General features: G+C 69.3%; 12 protein-coding genes, 1 rRNA gene and 1 CRISPR repeat array. Of the genes, 8 read left to right on the top strand and 5 right to left on the bottom strand.

Annotation, left to right across the window (positions count from 1 at the left end; all coding sequences use genetic code 11):
• Positions 1-232: 232 nt before the first annotated feature.
• A complete protein-coding gene (locus AC529_RS03100; protein WP_068753381.1) occupies positions 233-943 on the top strand; it encodes a hypothetical protein in 711 nt (236 codons plus the stop codon).
• 13 nt (positions 944-956) lie between these two features.
• Here AC529_RS03100 and AC529_RS03105 read toward each other — a convergent pair whose 3' ends face one another.
• The gene (locus AC529_RS03105) at positions 957-2186 is read right to left on the bottom strand and encodes a hypothetical protein (RefSeq protein WP_157080033.1); all 1230 of its coding nucleotides are present in this window, start codon (positions 2184-2186) and stop codon (positions 957-959) included.
• Between the two features lie 180 nt (positions 2187-2366).
• On the opposite strand from AC529_RS03105, the gene rrf reads away from it, so the two are divergent.
• Positions 2367-2483, top strand: a 5S ribosomal RNA gene (gene rrf / locus AC529_RS03110).
• A 52-nt stretch (positions 2484-2535) separates the two neighbouring features.
• Here the strand turns inward: rrf and AC529_RS03115 are convergent.
• From AC529_RS03115 to ychF, 3 genes are all read right to left on the bottom strand, one after another.
• Entirely contained in the window at positions 2536-3513 is a 978-nt protein-coding gene (locus AC529_RS03115) for a BsuBI/PstI family type II restriction endonuclease (protein WP_198156275.1), read from the bottom strand.
• 32 nt (positions 3514-3545) lie between these two features.
• Positions 3546-5075, bottom strand: coding sequence for an Eco57I restriction-modification methylase domain-containing protein (locus AC529_RS03120; RefSeq protein WP_198156276.1), 1530 nt, complete (start codon positions 5073-5075; stop codon positions 3546-3548).
• 252 nt (positions 5076-5327) lie between these two features.
• Positions 5328-6422 (bottom strand): redox-regulated ATPase YchF, encoded by a 1095-nt coding sequence (ychF, locus tag AC529_RS03125; protein ID WP_068753383.1) that lies wholly within the window; start codon positions 6420-6422, stop codon positions 5328-5330.
• Between the two features lie 114 nt (positions 6423-6536).
• Here ychF and AC529_RS03130 point away from each other — a divergent pair, with 114 nt between their 5' ends.
• Both AC529_RS03130 and AC529_RS03135 read left to right on the top strand, forming a co-directional pair.
• Positions 6537-7850, top strand: a complete 1314-nt coding sequence (locus AC529_RS03130) for a DNA recombination protein RmuC (protein ID WP_068753384.1) — start codon at positions 6537-6539, stop codon at positions 7848-7850.
• Positions 7851-7878: 28 nt separating this feature from the next.
• On the top strand, positions 7879-8409 hold the full coding sequence (locus AC529_RS03135) for a DUF6542 domain-containing protein (RefSeq protein WP_232306544.1): 531 nt from the start codon (positions 7879-7881) through the stop codon (positions 8407-8409).
• Positions 8410-8413: 4 nt separating this feature from the next.
• On the opposite strand, the gene AC529_RS03140 is transcribed toward AC529_RS03135, so the two are convergent.
• On the bottom strand, positions 8414-9415 hold the full coding sequence (locus AC529_RS03140) for a 4-hydroxy-3-methylbut-2-enyl diphosphate reductase (RefSeq protein ID WP_068753385.1): 1002 nt from the start codon (positions 9413-9415) through the stop codon (positions 8414-8416).
• 255 nt (positions 9416-9670) lie between these two features.
• Between AC529_RS03140 and AC529_RS03145 the strand changes: the two genes are divergently transcribed.
• The 4 genes from AC529_RS03145 to AC529_RS03160 all read left to right on the top strand — a co-directional run bounded on the left by AC529_RS03145 (position 9671) and on the right by AC529_RS03160 (position 12881).
• A complete protein-coding gene (locus AC529_RS03145; protein WP_068753386.1) occupies positions 9671-10363 on the top strand; it encodes a hypothetical protein in 693 nt (230 codons plus the stop codon).
• Between the two features lie 175 nt (positions 10364-10538).
• Positions 10539-11372 (top strand): patatin-like phospholipase family protein, encoded by an 834-nt coding sequence (locus tag AC529_RS03150; protein ID WP_068753387.1) that lies wholly within the window; start codon positions 10539-10541, stop codon positions 11370-11372.
• Between the two features lie 46 nt (positions 11373-11418).
• Entirely contained in the window at positions 11419-12639 is a 1221-nt protein-coding gene (gene xseA, locus AC529_RS03155; protein ID WP_068753388.1) for an exodeoxyribonuclease VII large subunit, read from the top strand.
• Positions 12636-12881, top strand: a complete 246-nt coding sequence (locus tag AC529_RS03160; protein ID WP_068753389.1) for an exodeoxyribonuclease VII small subunit — start codon at positions 12636-12638, stop codon at positions 12879-12881. The genes xseA and AC529_RS03160 overlap by 4 nt, the downstream gene beginning before the upstream one ends.
• A gap of 465 nt (positions 12882-13346) precedes the next feature.
• Positions 13347-16242: a CRISPR direct-repeat array (repeat unit 29 nt; unit sequence CGGACCATCCCCACGTGCGTGGGGAGCAC).
• The last annotated feature ends 323 nt before the right edge of the window (positions 16243-16565 follow it).

Raw genomic sequence — 16565 nt, forward strand, 5'->3', positions numbered from 1 at the left:
ATTCACGGTCGACGGTACAGATCTTGAGGTCCGTCACCGCCACTGGGGCTCGCCGTATATGCCGCCTCGCCGTTCACCGTCGTGGGACGAGCTTCTGTCGACCCTGGGGGAAGCCTTTGCCGACCGCGGCGTTCCTCGCGACGGATGCATTCCGCTTCGTTGGGGACGCGAGACTGAGCTGGCCATCTCGGCGGTTCAAGCGCTTGATCCCCTACTCAAAGACGGCCGTCCTGTGACCTACCGCAGCGGATTCATCCCGCAACCGGTGGTCCGCTTCACGGGCGAGCGAGACGGCCGCGGAGAGCTCCTTGACGGTTACCTGACTTCATTCGTCAATGTGTCGCGTGTGCAGCCGATCCACAGCATCGACGAGTACGCCACTGTCCTGGACGACTGGCTCTACGTGCTGTCACGGCTCGGCTTCCATGCCCGGCATGTCAGTCTCTACGGTCAGCTCAAGGTCTGGCACCGTCGGCAGGTGGCCGGGGTGACCCTCATGTTCCGCCACCTTGATCTGACCCTCGGGGACATCGTGCTCTTGTGGAACATCGAGAACCCTCAGCGCATGGCCGTCGATCTCGGCACGGGACTTGAGCGCTTAGCCTGGGCCAGGACGCTCGGGAACTGGCGTGAGCTGATCTTCGGCCCTCTCGCCGGAGCAGCTCCCGCCTCCACATTGGACTCGCTCCGTACGGCAACACTACTGATCGGCAACGGCATCATGCCCGCCGCGCGCGGTGCGGGTGGAGTGACCCGTCGTGTGCTGGGGATGGTTGCGCCTGAGTGGGTTCGCCTCGGTGTAAGCAACGTGGTGCGGTCCGCCCACCACTATTGGTCGACGGTCACTCCGCTTATCGCCCCGTGGCCTGTGGTCGTTAGCAGCATCGAGCACGGAATCAACGACCTCATGCAACGTGGTTCAGCACGCCAACCGGAGACTTGAACCGGATTCGCCCCTAACTCGCCAGAGCGAACTGCGACTCGGCTCCTTCGTTTCGGGCAGCCGGGTTGGGGTCAACCGGAAGGGCCTCGGGCTCGGACGGCGTAGTCTGCCGTTCGGCCGGGGTGTCGTCCTGCGCCGCCTCTACGACGGTATTGACGATCTCGCCGATGGCGGCCTGCGACACTTCCTGCGGGTTTTCGACGATGACGGGCTCAGGGTCAGCGATCACCACGTCCGTGGTCGGGTCGGTGAGGGTTACCTCGACAATGCAGGGCGGCGCCTCCGCGGACTTGCCGACGGGGGCGACAACCTCAGCTATGACGGTGACCGACTCGGACATCTGCGTGGTAGCCGTGATCTGAAGGGCTTCCACGTCCGCGTCGCGGTCCGTGTCGAGGGCATAGACCGTGAACTGCGGTTCGGTGCCGGGCAAGCTGATGTCCGCCATGAACGTCCGGAAGGGCACGAGCCCGTCCGGCAGGCTCTTGACGGCATCCTCGATCGGGTCGGGAACGACCTGCTTCACGGCACCCTTGATGGTGTCTTTGATGCCGCTCTTGGCCTTCTTCTGCGGCTTGCTCGTCTTCTTCGTCGAGCTGCCGGCGGATCCGTGCGCCTTGTCCTTGCTGTCCTTCGGGGACTTCTGGCCAGGCGTGACCTTGCTTCGCGCGCGGACGTTGCCCTCTGGGTTCCCCGCGTCCGGGTTGTCGGCCGTGGGCTCGTACGACGCCTCCTCATCGGGTGACAGGTGGCGGTACAGGGTGCCGCTGGCTCGGATGTACGCGCCGGCATCATCGACCTGCTCGGCGTTGTCGGAGCCGTAGGCGAGTTCGCGGGCCTCGGCCTCGGTCATGCCCCGGCGTACCGCTTCCTCGACGAGGGCTTGGCGCTGTTCTTCAGTGAACTCCACACCAGCGATACCGCCGTGCCCGTCGAAGAAGGTAGGTATGTAGTCATCCTCGGGGAGCACCGCGCTCCCGTTCGAGGGCTTCTTTTCCGGGTTCTGTGGCGCCGCCCGTTGGGCGAGGTCCTGACCATCCCCGGGCGTCACGTCGGGGACGCTGTGCGTCGGGCGCCTCTTGCTGGACGTGGCCTCGTCGTCGGAGACATCGACCGTGGCCAGGGTTCCCGTGTAAACCGTCGCCGCCGCAGCCATACCGCAGCCGAGCATGGCCAGCTTTCGTTGCGGCTCGCCCTTCGCAGGGATAGCCAAGAGGCGGGAAACGGACTTGCGATGGCGCATGGCGGTGCGACCCCCCTAAGTGGAACCCGAGAGTCCCATTAGTAGAACATGCGAACGCACGTTCGAGCCAGCGGGGGCAAGTCGGTCATGCCTGGCACCCTGACAGACCACCGGCAACCTGCATGTAGACTTTGGATCGAACGCGCGACCGGCCTTCAAGCAGGCGCGTCGTCAACGATTTTCGGTGGTCATAGCGACAGGGAAACGCCCGGTTACATTCCGAACCCGGAAGCTAAGCCTGTCAGCGCCGATGGTACTGCGGAGGGGACTTCGTGGGAGAGTAGGACACCGCCGAGCTATTCAGCTAAGGGCCCGTCCAGCGAGTTGCTGGGCGGGCCCTTCTCGTGGGTCAGTTGTAGGGTCCGAGGAACCGCTCACCGTTGAAGTGAATCAAATGGGTGGGCTGGTCAGCGCACCACACGTCCGTCTCCCAGGCGATGTCCTTCAGGTACTTGCGAAGCTCCACGCGAGACGGCAGTGCGGAGATGAACACGAGGCCCGCCGTCGATCCTCGGAAGAGCTCGTTCAACTCCCTGTACCTCTTGTGGTCCACCGGCCCATGGCTGGACGCCGCCTCGATGAGAACGAGCCAGTTCCTCTCACGCAGGTAGACGACGACGTCGGGCATCTTCCCATGGGAGTCGACTTCCACCCCCAGCGACGCGAGTACTTCCTCTTCGAAATGCGCCCACTTGTCGTCAGCGTCACCGATGTACAGCACCTCGCCGTTAGGCGTGTACCGTTCACAGAATTCATTGATGATCTGAACGATCAGTACGTTCTGGCCGCCGGGGCTGAGGTTGACCTCTTTCCCGCTAGGAAGCCGAACAGGGATCCGGTTCATCTCACGCTCGCGGGCGTAGAGAGCCTGCAAGCCAGGGCGCTCTGCAAGGTACTCCTTGAGTCGCTCCTGGAAGCCTTCCTGCTTGAAAGTGGTGATCAGCCCATAAGCAGCGGGTTCGATCTGGTAGCACCACTTCGGTGAGTTCGTCGGGCGGTCAGGCCGATCGGGATTCTGTACAACGAGGCCAGCCTCGGCGAACTGATGCAGCGTGAACCGACGTATGGTCTCACGAGTGTTCGGCGCATAGTCCTTGTCGTAGGTCTCGCGCAGCCATTGCATGATCTGAACCGTTCGCAGCATGGGCCGCTCAGCCTCATGCCACTCTGCGTCCGGGCCCAGTTCCAGCAAGGCCAGCAATACGAGAGCCGAACGCTCGTTGGAACGCTCAGAGTCGAACCCCAGCAGGCTCAGGATTGTTCGCGCCTCAGCGATCTTCGCCTCGCGCGGTTCGCCGGGAATCTCTATGGCGGTCTGCTCGCTCACCTGGCTCCTAGCCTCATTATTGACTTAACTATTCACTTAACGCTTTGGCGAACCAACTCATCGATCTTCTCCTGTTCCAGCCAGACACCCGGCTCCCAGGAGCGACCCATCGCCGAAAGCTGCTCCACGCTCGGATAACGCAAATTCCGCAAGTCGGTGGCGTTGACCTGCGTGTGACCATTAAAGCGTCGAATGAAGCGATCCAGGAGGGTGGAATTGAGCCAGATACAGAGCCCCCTAGCCACTTCGGCAGGCAACCCGGCCCCGTCGACGTGGAAGACGTTCACATGATTCTCGAACCCGATCCGCTCGCAAGGCACCTGGTCAGGGTCGAAAACTGCGGCCACTACGCGGCGCTTCTCCTCCTTGGAGGAGAGGCGCTTGACGACAACGTAGTATCCAAGCGGAAAGGTTAGCTTCTCCGTCTTTTCGTTGAGCATGATCGCGTTGTTCTTCTTTGCCCCAGGCACCGGCCACTTGATGGCTCCCTGATGCATGTGGAGCGGGTAGATCAGCGGAACTGCTCCATCGACAGGATCGGGGCGGAGGTGTTCCTTGGCTCGGAAGTCGACGACACGCCCCGTCGAAACCTGAAGCCCCAAGGCAGGGAGGGTCGCCGGCAAGTTCGCGTGGGAAGCCGCAAGCTCGGTGTCTTCTTCGTCCGCGCTGATGTGGATGAAGAATTCCCGGTCGCCGGGATGCACCATCTCCGTGTAGGGGACAGTGCGTTGGCGAACCTCTTCGGAGTAGCTTCGGCTGGTCGACACGACAACGGGGCCTCGTTCAGAGGTGTCCATCCGCGTGGCCGCGAAGATCACGTTCTCCTGCAAAACCTCTGTGTCCGCAAAGACCTTGTTGCGTGCTTCAAAGACGTGCACTCGGTCGAGATGCATCCGCTCCAGGAAGTACTGGCGGAACGGCCGGAAGTAGGGGCCGTTAGCAAAGCTCCGAGGCGTGATCGCAAGGAGCTGCCCGCCCGGATTGAGGAGGTGGACCCCGAGCGCCATGAACGCCGAGTAGAGGTTTGAGGTCTCCGTGCAGGCTTCTGAAACGAGCTTCCGCTCACGCGAACTTGCCGCGAGCTTCTTATACGGCGGGTTCATGATGACCACGTCGAAGGGCTCAGGCGGCTCGCCGAACAGACCCTCCCCCTCTGTAGCCCAGGAGATGAAGTCTCCGCGCACGAGGTTCACCTCAAGGTGCACGCCAAAGCCGTTTGCCGTGTTGACGCAGTCGTCGAGAGTGGCTTGCAGCGCGGGATGCAGCTGCGGGTCGACCTCGCAAGCTGTGACGCTGATCTTCACCCCAGGGCGCTCTTCGAGGAGCCTCGCAACGAGAGAGGCAGTGAGGGAGCCTGCCCCCGCCCCAGGATCCAGAATGCGGAGAGTCCCCGTCTCAGGCAGGCTAGCCAGGGAGGCAATGAAGTCAGCTGCCGGCGCAGGTGTGAAGAACTGACCGAGCTTTCCCCGCTGAGTTGAGTCGAGGGCAGCCGAGGCTTCCTGTCGCCGCGCCTCCGTTCGGAGGACAAGGTCCATCGCCAATGCAGGTGCTTCCATTGCCATGCGCACAGCCTACGCATTTGGAGGCAGGGTCGTACGCGGGTCTACCCGACCGCATCTGCTTTCCCGCACAGAGCTGCAAGCCCCACAGGTCAGCACAGAACCAGCACGGGAGGGATGGGAAGGGGTGATGAGGGGTGCTCACAGGTCAGCACCAAGTCAGCACGGTACTGCGGAGGGGGCCGATCCCCAAAAGGGCCGACCCCCTCTGACCTGGTCATTTGCAAGACTACACCCGCCGTGCTATGTAGCCCGTCACACGTTGAACCGGAACTCCACGACGTCGCCGTCGGCCATCACGTAGTCCTTGCCCTCCATGCGGACCTTGCCCGCCGCGCGGGCCGCCTGCATGGAGCCCGCCTCGACCAGGTCGTCGAAGGAGACCACCTCGGCCTTGATGAAGCCGCGCTGGAAGTCGGTGTGGATGACCCCGGCCGCCTCCGGCGCGGTGGCGCCCTTGCGGATGGTCCAGGCGCGCGCCTCCTTGGGGCCCGCCGTCAGGTAGGTCTGCAACCCCAGCGTGGCGAACCCGACCCGGGCCAGTTGCGCCAGCCCGGACTCGGTCTGGCCCATCGACTCCAGCAGCTCGGCCGCCTCGGCGTCGTCGAGCTCGGTCAGCTCCGCCTCGATCTTGGCGTCCAGGAAGATCGCCTCGGCCGGGGCCACCAGCTCGGACAGCTTGGCGCGCAGCGCCTCGTCGGAGAACTCCTCCAGGTCCACGTTGAACACGTAGAGGAACGGCTTGACGGTGAGCAGGTTCAGCTCACGCAGCAGCGCGACGTCGATCCCGGCGTCGGCCGCGCCCGCGAACAGGGTCCGCCCCCCGTCGAGGACCTTGCGCGCCGCCTCGGCCGCGGCCAGGACCTCCTGCTTGTCCTTGTCCTTGGCGTTGGTCTTCGCCTCTTTGGCCAGCCGCGGCAGCGCCTTCTCCAGGGTCTGCAGGTCGGCCAGGATCAGCTCGGTGTTGATGGTCTCGATGTCGCGCGCGGCGTCGATGCCCCCCTCGACGTGGGTCACGTCGGGGTCTTCGAACACCCGGATGACCTGGCAGATCGCGTCGGTCTCGCGAATGTTGGCGAGGAACTTGTTGCCGAGGCCCTCGCCCTCGGAGGCGCCCCGGACGATTCCGGCGATGTCCACGAAGGTGACGGTGGCCGGAACGGTCCTCGCCGAGCCGAAGATCTCCGCCAGGGTGTCCAGGCGCGGGTCGGGGACACCGACCACTCCGATGTTGGGCTCGATGGTGGCGAACGGGTAGTTCGCGGCCAGAGCGTCGTTCTTGGTCAGTGCGTTGAACAGCGTGGACTTGCCGACATTCGGCAGGCCGACGATCCCGATAGACAGACTCACGACAATCGAGTCTAGATCGTCGCCAAGCACCCCGTGCCGGTCCGCGCACGTCCGGGCCTGCGCCGCGCGGCGCGCGTTTCCCGGCCCGGCCGGACTTTGGCAGCATGGCGGGTCATGGACGGGATCTCCGTGGTTCTCGCGCTGCTGGTGGGCCTGTGCGCGGGGACGGCCCTGGGGTGGGCGCTGGCCCGGTCGCGCGACACCGGTGCGCAGGCGCGCGCCCAGGCGGCCGAGGAGCGGGCCGCCTACCTCGAAGAGCACCTGGAGGAGCGGTTCCGCTCGCTGGCGGCGCTCGCCCTGGACGGCGCCAACCAGCGCTTCCTGGAGCTGGCTGAGGGGCGGCTGCGGGCCGCGCACGCGGCCGCCGAGAACGACCTGGACCGCCGCCGCGAGGCGATCGAGCACCTCCTCGCCCCGCTGCGCCAGACCCTGGCGCGGGTGGAGGAGCAGTTGCGGGAGGTGGACGCGGGGCGCCGCGCCGCCCACGCCGAGCTGGCCAAGCAGGTCGAGATGGTCCGCGAGGGCTCCGACCGGCTGCGGGAGCAGACCAACGCCCTGGTCACCGCGCTGCGCCGCCCCGAGGCGCGCGGCCGCTGGGGCGAGCTGCAACTGCGCCGGGTCGCCGAACTGGCCGGGATGGCGGCCTTCTGCGACTTCGAGGAGCAGGCCGAGGCCGTCACCGACGACGGCGTGCGCCGCCCCGACATGGTGGTGCGGCTGGCGGGCGGCAAGAACATCGTCGTGGACTCCAAGGTGCCGCTCTCGGCCTACCTGGAGGCCGTGGAGAGCGACTCCCCCGAGAAGCGCGAGGAGCGGCTCGCCGCGCACGCCCGGCAGTTGCGCACCCACGTGGACCAGCTGGCCGCCAAGGCGTACTGGGCGGCGTTCTCCCCCGCGCCCGAGTTCGTGGTGCTGTTCATCCCCGGAGAGGCGTTCCTCGCCCCGGCGCTGGAGCGCGACCCGCAGCTGCTGGAGTACGCCATGGCCCGGCGGGTGCACATCGCCACGCCCACCACGCTCGTCTCGCTGCTGCGCACCGCCCAGTACGCCTGGCAGCAGGAGGCGCTGAGCCGCAACGCCCGCCGGGTGTTCGACCTGGGCAAGGAGCTGCACGCGCGGCTCGCCACCCTCGGCGGGCACATGAGCGGGCTGGGCCGGGCGCTGACGCGCGCGGTCACCGCCTACAACCAGGCGGTGGGGTCGCTGGAGAACCGGGTGCTGGTGACGGCCCGCCGCTTCGGGGAGCTGGGCGTGGTGGACGGCGAGCTGGACGCGCCCCAGGGGGTGCAGGATCAGCCCCGGGCGCTGACCGCGGTGGAACTGCTGGACGGGGCCATCCACGGCGGTCTGTACCGCGCCGGGGCGAACGGGGTCGGCGACACGGCAGGCGAAGAGGAACCGGGCACCTCACCCGAAGTGAGACACTGACCACCAGGGGCGTACGAGGGGAGGCGCGATGGCGACACGGCGGGACATCCGCGACCGGCCGCGCGCGCCACGCCGCCCCGCGGCCCCGCCCCGGCACCGCACCGGTGAGCCGCAGCGCCGTCCGGGCCGGACGCCGCTGCGGCTCACCGCGCGCGGCGCGATCCTGTGCATCGTGGCGGTCAGCCTGGTCTCGGCGCTGGTGGCCAGCGCCGTGGAGCAGCCCGCGGTGAACGGGGCCGCGTTCGTGACGGTCTGCTTCGTGGCCGTGCTGACCGTGCGCCCCGGCGACCTGCTGACGCTGAGCGTGAGCCCGCCGCTGGCCTACTTCTGCGGTGTGCTGGTCGCCGAATGCCTGCTCACCCTGGGCGGCGGCAGCTTCGCGCGGGGCCTGGCCGTCGGGTTGGGCGCCCGCCTCGCCGACGCCGCCCCCTGGCTGTTCGGCGGGACCGCGCTGCTGCTGGTGCTCGCCCTGCCGCGCGGGCTGATGCGCAACGTGCGGGAGCTGGGCGACGAGCTGAACGGCCGCCGCCACCGCAGGCCCCGGCGCGATCCTTCCTGAACGGTCAGGCGGGGGAGACCGGGAGCGGCGTGCCGACCAGGGAGCCGTCGCCCTTGGCCCGCCGGGAGCGCAGCTCCTTGGGCAGGGCGAAGGTGAGCTTCTCCCGCTCGGTCTCGACCTCCTCGACGTCGGTGAAGCCGAACTCGGCCAGCCGGTCGAGCAGTTCCCGCACCAGGATCTCGGGCACCGAGGCGCCGCTGCTGACGCCGACGGTGGACACGCCCTCCAGCCACTCCTCCTTCATGAAGGTGGCGTTGTCGACCAGGTAGGAGGCGCGGGCCCCGGCGTCGCGGGCCACCTCCACCAGGCGGACCGAGTTGGAGGAGTTGGCCGAGCCGACCACGACGAACAGGTCGCACTGCGGGGCGATCGCCTTGACCGCGGCCTGCCGGTTGGAGGTGGCGTAGCAGATGTCGTCGCTGGGCGGGTCGATCAGGTTGGGGAACCTCTCGCGCAGCGCCTGCACGGTGGCGTTGGTCTCGTCCACCGACAGCGTCGTCTGCGACAGCCAGGCCACCCGGTTGGGGTCGCGGACCTTGATGTCGGCGACCTCCTCGGGGCCGTCGACGACCTGGATGTGCTCGGGGGCGTGGCCGCTGGTGCCCTCGACCTCCTCGTGGCCGGTGTGCCCGATGAGGATGATGTCGAGGTCCTCGGCGGCGAAGCGCTGCGCCTCCTTGTGGACCTTGGTGACCAGCGGGCAGGCGGCGTCGATGGTCTTCAGGCCGCGCTCGGCCGCCTCCTTGTGCACCTGGGGGGAGACCCCGTGGGCGGAGAAGACCACGGTGGCGCCCTCGGGCACCTCGGAGGTCTCCTCGACGAAGATGACGCCGCGTTCTTCCAGGGTGCGCACGACGTGGGTGTTGTGCACGATCTGCTTGCGCACGTAGATCGGCGCACCGTACTGTTCGAGAGCCTTTTCGACCGTGACGACGGCACGGTCGACCCCCGCGCAGTAGCCGCGGGGCTTGGCCAGCAGGACACGGCGGCGGTTCGTCGCAGTCATGCCCCCATCCTACGGGCCGCGCCCGTTGCCCCGACCACTCGGAGGACCGGAGGCGACCGGAATAACACCGGGAACTCACGCCGGTTCCGACCTGGCGAATTCCCTTTCTCCCTCCCGCCACTGCAAGCGAAACTCCCCTATTCTGGCTATCTGCGCAACATGCACATCGTCGCCGTCCCGGCGGGGTCCTGCCCGGCCCTGCCGGATGCGCCCGCACCGTTTTGACCGTGAATATCCAGGAGCCTCCGAAGTCCCATGTCAAAGCCCTCCCTGGCCAGCAGGATCAGTGACGCTTTCAAGCGTCTGTTCAACAGGTCCACCCGTCCCGTGGTGTCCAGCAAGCCCGAGGACATGGCTGCCGCCGACGTCTCGGCCGAGCGCGCCGAGGGCGCCGTCACCGAGACGACCCCGGCGGAGACCTCCGACGCCGACGCCGGCGCGGAGTTCGCCACCGAGGCGGCCTCCTCCGGGGAACAGGAGCCCAGCCAGCCGCCCGAACCCGCCAAGCCGCTGGAGACGGCCAAGGCCGCCGAGGCGGCCGAAGCCCCGGAGCAGGCTCCCGAGGAGCCCGCGGCCGAGGACGGCGCCGACTCGATGACGGCGGAGGAGAAGGCGGAGATCGCCGAGACCCTGAACGTCGCCGAGGCCCCGACCGGGGCCACGTCCACCGCGGAGTTCACCGAGGCGGCGCGGCAGGCCGCGGAGGGGGAGTCCGCCCAGGAGAAGGCGGAGGCGTCCTCGGCTCCCGAGCAGGCGCCCGCCGAGGCCCCGCTGCCCAACTACGACTCCCTGACGCTGCCGTCGGTGCGCGCCCGGCTGCGCAAGCTCACCGTCGACCAGGTCCGGCAACTGCGCGCCTACGAGGCGGCCCACGCCAACCGTCCGGAGTTCGTGCGCATGTTCGACAACCGGGTGGCGAAGCTGGAGGCACAGCAGTCCGCGGAGTGAGCGGTCCTATACGGGGGTGACGGCACCGGAGCCGGGGTCGGGCGGCCGCCCGACCCCGGCTCCGCCGTGTCCGACCGGCGCGGTGGAACGCGCCGCCGCCGTTCCGCGCCCGGGTGCCCCGATCCGTATGGTTGGAGGACGCGAACGGGACTCGGACACAAAGGAGTGCTCCGCCATGGGCAAGGCGCTGGTGCTGGGCGGCGGTGGCATCGCCGGGCTCGCCTGGGAGATCGGGGTCCTCGCGGGGCTGGGCGACGCAGGTGTGGACCTGAGCGACGCCGACCTGGTCCTGGGCACCTCCGCGGGCGCGGCGGCGGGCGCCCAGCTCCTCTCGGGTCTGGACCTCGACGAACTGTACGAGCGTCAGCTCCGCCCGCCGGACGCCGAGGTCGCGGCCCGGCCGGGGTGGTGGAGCAGGCTGCGCACGGCGGGCGCGCTGCTGGCCGCGCGCTCCCCGGAGACCGGGCGCGCCCGCGTCGGACGGTTCGCGTCCGACGCGGCCCGCTTCTCCCAGGCGGTGCGGGAGCCGGTCATCGCCTCCCGGCTGCCCTCGGCCGCCTGGCCCGAGCGCAACCTGGTGGTCACGGCGGTGGACGCGCACTCCGGCGCGCCGCGGACGTTCTCCCGGAACGACGGCGTCGACCTGGTGCGGGCGGTCTCCGCGAGCAGCGCGGTGCCGGGGCTGTGGCCGCCGGTGGAGATCGGCGGCCGGTGGTACCTCGACGGCGGTGTGCGGTCCGCGACCAACGCCGACCTGGCCGCCGGGTACGAGCGGGTGGTGGTGCTGGCGCCCGTCTCGCCGCTGCTGCCCCGGCTGCCCCGGCCCGAGGCGGAACTGGCCGCACTGCCGGAGGGGACGCGGCACGCCCTGGTCGTCCCGAGCCCGGAGGCCCGCGCCGTGTTCGGCCGCGCCTCGGCGGACCCGGCCCGGCGCGCCGCGGCGGCCCGGGCGGGGCGGACGCAGGCGGTGGAGGCGGCGGTGCGGGTCGCCAGGGTGTGGGGGGTGTGAGGCCGCGCTCCCGCCCTCTGTCGCCGGGTGCGTCTAGGCTCGTGCCATGGGCATGGAGAGTTCCCCGGAGGCCCCGCAGCCGGTGCGGGTGGTCCTGCAGGCCGTCGGCGGCTGGATCGGACGGCTCGGCCGCATCTGGGTCGAGGGGCAGATCGCGGAGCTGAACCGGCGCGGCGGCATGGCCTACATCACGCTGCGCGACCCGGTGGCGAACGTGTCGGCCCGGGTGACCTGCCCGATCCGGGTGCTGCGTGCCGCCGACCCCGCCCCCGAGCCGGGCGCCCGGGTGGTGGTCCACGCCAAACCCGACTTCTACGTGCCGCGCGGCACCTTCGCGCTCCAGGCCCTGGAGATCCGCCACGTCGGCCTGGGCGAGCTGCTGGCCCGGCTGGAGCGGCTGCGCCAGACCCTGGCCGCCGAAGGACTGTTCGCCGAGTCCCGCAAGCGGAGACTGCCGTTCCTGCCCGGCGTGGTGGGGCTGATCTGCGGACGCGAATCCGCCGCCGAACGCGACGTGCTGGAGAACGCGCGGCGGCGCTGGCCCGCGGTCCGGTTCGAGGTGCGCGAGGTGGCGGTGCAGGGCGACCGCGCCGTGGGCGAGGTGCTGGCCGCGCTGGAGGAGCTGGACGCCCGCCCGGAGGTCGACGTCATCATCATCGCGCGCGGCGGCGGCTCCCTGGAGGACCTGCTGCCGTTCTCCGACGAGGCCCTGGTGCGCGCGGTCGCGGCCACCCGCACGCCGGTGGTCAGCGCGATCGGCCACGAGCAGGACACCCCGCTGCTGGACCACGTGGCGGACCTGCGCGCGTCCACACCCACCGACGCGGCCAAGAAGGTCGTGCCCGACGTGGGCGAGCAGTTGCAGCTCGTCCGCCAACTGCGGGACCGGGCGCGCCGGGTCCTACAGGGCGGAATCGCCCGCGAGGAGGCGTGGCTGGCGGCCATGCGGTCCCGCCCGGTGCTGGCCAGCCCCATGGGCGAGCTGGACCGGCAGGCCGAACAGGTGCTGGGGCTGCGCGACCGGGCCCGCCGCGCGCTGACCGCGGCCCTGGACCGGGCCGGGGACGACCTGGCGCACACCCGGGCCCGGCTGCACGCGCTGTCCCCGGCCACCACCCTGGCGCGGGGGTATGCGATCGTGCGGCGCGCCGACGGCACGGTGGTGCGGTCGGCGGCCGACGTGGCGCCGGGCGAGGAGCTGCGGTTGCGGTTCGCCGAGGACGGACTGGTCGCGATCGCCAAGGACCGAGAGGACGAGGAAGCATGACGACGGGCGAGAACACGGCGGCGGAGCCGGAGCTGAGCTACGAGGAGGCCCGCGAGGAGCTGGCGGCGGTGGTGCGCCGTCTGGAGTCGGGCGGGCTGACCCTCAAGGAGTCGCTGGCGCTGTGGGAGCGCGGCGAGGAGCTGGCGAAGACCTGCGAGGCGTGGCTGGAGGGGGCGCGCGCCAAGCTCGCCGCCGCCCTGGCCGAGGACTCCCCCGCCGAGGACGACGGCACCCCGTTCTGACGCCGCGCCGCCTCGCGGCGGGCAGGCCGGGGAGGCCGGGGCCGGTGGGGTCAGAGACTGATCCGCAGTTCCTGGGGCGTTGTCTTCCTGTGACCGCCCTTGCAGGCGGCCTCCACTCATGAGCCGCCTCGGATTGGGGCCGAGGTGAACGGTCAACCATCCCCTCTGCTTCGGCCGCGAGGCGCGGCAGCCTTGACCGCTCCTCGGGCGCGAGAGGGACTGTCGGGCGGCGGGTTCCCGGATGGCTGAGCGTCGGGGAGGGAGCGTCGGGAGGGGGAGAATCGTCGGACGGCAGTCATCAGGGTGGTGGAGCACTGCGGGAAGCCGACAATCCCTCAGGTACCGGCGCGCCGGTCAAGGCTGCCGGGCCTCCCGGCCGAAGCAAACAGAAACCATCACCACGACACAGGCACCCCCACATGCGTGGGGAGCACCAGATCCGCTGCTGGTGCAGCGAGCCCCCGGCCGGACCACCCCACGTGCGTGGGGAGCACAGACGCTCGACACCGGCGAGCTCGGCGTCATCCGGACCATCCCCACGTGCGTGGGGAGCACCTCGTCACCGGCTACTCGCCGACCTGGGTCAGCGGACCATCCCCACGTGCGTGGGGAGCACGCCCTGGCAGCAGCAGCGGACCGGCCGTACCGCGGACCATCCCCACGTGCGTGGGGAGCACAGGTTGAGGGCCAGCTGGGCGATCTGCCAGCCCGGACCATCCCCACGTGCGTGGGGAGCACCGGCGGCTCTTCCTCCTCGGGCAGCCACAAGTCGGACCATCCCCACGTGCGTGGGGAGCACGTGTTCGTGGCCGTCCACTCCGGCGTGTACTCCGGACCATCCCCACGTGCGTGGGGAGCACAGCTGGCTCGTCGAGAACGTTCTCGCCCCCGTCGGACCATCCCCACGTGCGTGGGGAGCACATCGGCACGATGAAAGACAAGGTCGTCGGGTTCGGACCATCCCCACGTGCGTGGGGAGCACGCCGCTGATCCGTACCACCTGCACCAGAGGCACGGACCATCCCCACGTGCGTGGGGAGCACACCTTGATCTCGCCCGTCTGCCGGTTCACCAACGGACCATCCCCACGTGCGTGGGGAGCACGTGTTCGTGGCCGTCCACTCCGGCGTGTACTCCGGACCATCCCCACGTGCGTGGGGAGCACGACGACACCATCAGTGTGCGTCTGCCCGCCTACGGACCATCCCCACGTGCGTGGGGAGCACGTGCTGTGCGCCAGCCCGCCCAGCCCGCGCCGCGGACCATCCCCACGTGCGTGGGGAGCACTCCAGGACCCCGCGACCGCAGAACTTCACCGCCGGACCATCCCCACGTGCGTGGGGAGCACAGCACTATGAGGGTGCCGCCGATGATCCACCTCGGACCATCCCCACGTGCGTGGGGAGCACAACAGCAGTGCCCGCGCCACCTGAACGCGGGTCGGACCATCCCCACGTGCGTGGGGAGCACGGTTGCATGGCTGCTCTCCTGACTTGCGCGGGCGGACCATCCCCACGTGCGTGGGGAGCACCGCCCGGCGACTGGACCCGCTGCCACCGAGAACGGACCATCCCCACGTGCGTGGGGAGCACAACGGCCTGCTGCCTGCGGTCCTCGACTGTTCCGGACCATCCCCACGTGCGTGGGGAGCACCTGGCGATTGGCAGCGGCGCTAGCGGAATCTACGGACCATCCCCATGTGCGTGGGGAGCACGTTACGGAAAGAAGTTTGAAAATCTGCGAACACGGACCATCCCCACGTGCGTGGGGAGCACAGCTCGCGGCGTTTAGCGAGGTGCGGATAGACCGGACCATCCCCACGTGCGTGGGGAGCACTACATGATCGGCTCCCCGAGCAGCGTGCCCTCCGGACCATCCCCACGTGCGTGGGGAGCACGCGATCTGGGAGACCGGAGCGTCGGCGGCCATCGGACCATCCCCACGTGCGTGGGGAGCACCGCGGGTGCCGGAGGGGGTAGGGGGGAGGATGTGGACCATCCCCACGTGCGTGGGGAGCACCTGATCAGATGGAGGCGGAGGCGGTGCTACTGCGGACCATCCCCACGTGCGTGGGGAGCACCGAAACCGCGACGTCCGGGAGCGCGTGCGGGTCGGACCATCCCCACGTGCGTGGGGAGCACCGAAACGAAAAGGACCCCAAGGCCAGTGCTATCGGACCATCCCCACGTGCGTGGGGAGCACTTTGGGAACGCCACCTATAACGCGGTGGTCGAAGGACCATCCCCACGTGCGTGGGGAGCACCTTCCCGGAGAAATTCCCGAATCGTTTCGGCGCGGACCATCCCCACGTGCGTGGGGAGCACACGGAGGCCGCGTGAACGACTTTGGACAACTCCGGACCATCCCCACGTGCGTGGGGAGCACGAGAAGCGTGGTGCCGAGATTCCCCACTGCGGCGGACCATCCCCACGTGCGTGGGGAGCACTCGGCCGCCCAGCATGGTGAAGTCGGCGACCACGGACCATCCCCACGTGCGTGGGGAGCACTCGACGGTGCGCCGAGGCCGGGTCATCACCGACGGACCATCCCCACGTGCGTGGGGAGCACACCTCCTCCGGGCCCTCCCGGTCCACGAACGCCGGACCATCCCCACGTGCGTGGGGAGCACCGGCGGGGTTTGACGGTGCGGGAGTGCTCGCGCGGACCATCCCCACGTGCGTGGGGAGCACCACCCAGTGGGCGGCGAAGGCCTGAGGCCAGCCGGACCATCCCCACGTGCGTGGGGAGCACGCCTCCGCGTCACGCTGGGCGGCTTCGTAGCCCGGACCATCCCCACGTGCGTGGGGAGCACTAGTTGACGTCGGCGGTGATCTCACCGGCGTTCGGACCATCCCCACGTGCGTGGGGAGCACGGGCCTGTACCCGGACGACGACATGCCGGCCGCGGACCATCCCCACGTGCGTGGGGAGCACAAGATCCGTTTCCCCTGCTCGTCCACCAGAGCCGGACCATCCCCACGTGCGTGGGGAGCACCGCGCCGGGTCGGTCGTCGTCGTGGTGGTCTTCGGACCATCCCCACGTGCGTGGGGAGCACTACGACCAACTGCTGTTGGAAACCTACGGGATGGGACCATCCCCACGTGCGTGGGGAGCACACCCGGACAGGACGAGGCCCGCGGAAGCGGCCCGGACCATCCCCACGTGCGTGGGGAGCACCCGCATGCCCGTTCGACCCGAGTAGGTAGGACCGGACCATCCCCACGTGCGTGGGGAGCACGCCACCCCACCCCGGGTGGGGTGGCGCGCCCGCGGACCATCCCCACGTGCGTGGGGAGCACGCCCCCGACGGGGGCATCACCGGGTGGCTGATCGGACCATCCCCACGTGCGTGGGGAGCACAGAAACTGACCTGCGATTTCTCAAGGCGTTATCTTGCCGTGATCAACCTTGCAGGCGGCCTCAGCCAATGCAGCCACCCTAGACCAACTTTCCCGGAAACGCACCGCTGCTCCAGTCTGCCGACCGAATCCCGGAAGCACCGGCCAGGCCGACCGGGGCCGGTGTGAGCGGACAACCATCCCCTCTGCTTCGGCCGGGAGGCCCGGCAGCCTTCACCGCCGCACCGGTATCTGAGGGATTGTTGGCTTCCCGCAACGCTCCACCACCCGGAAACCCGTCGCCCGACAACCCCTCCCACACCCGAGGGGTGGTCAAGGCTGCCG

The organism is Thermobifida cellulosilytica TB100 (assembly GCF_001517975.1).
GTDB lineage: Bacteria > Actinomycetota > Actinomycetes > Streptosporangiales > Streptosporangiaceae > Thermobifida > Thermobifida cellulosilytica.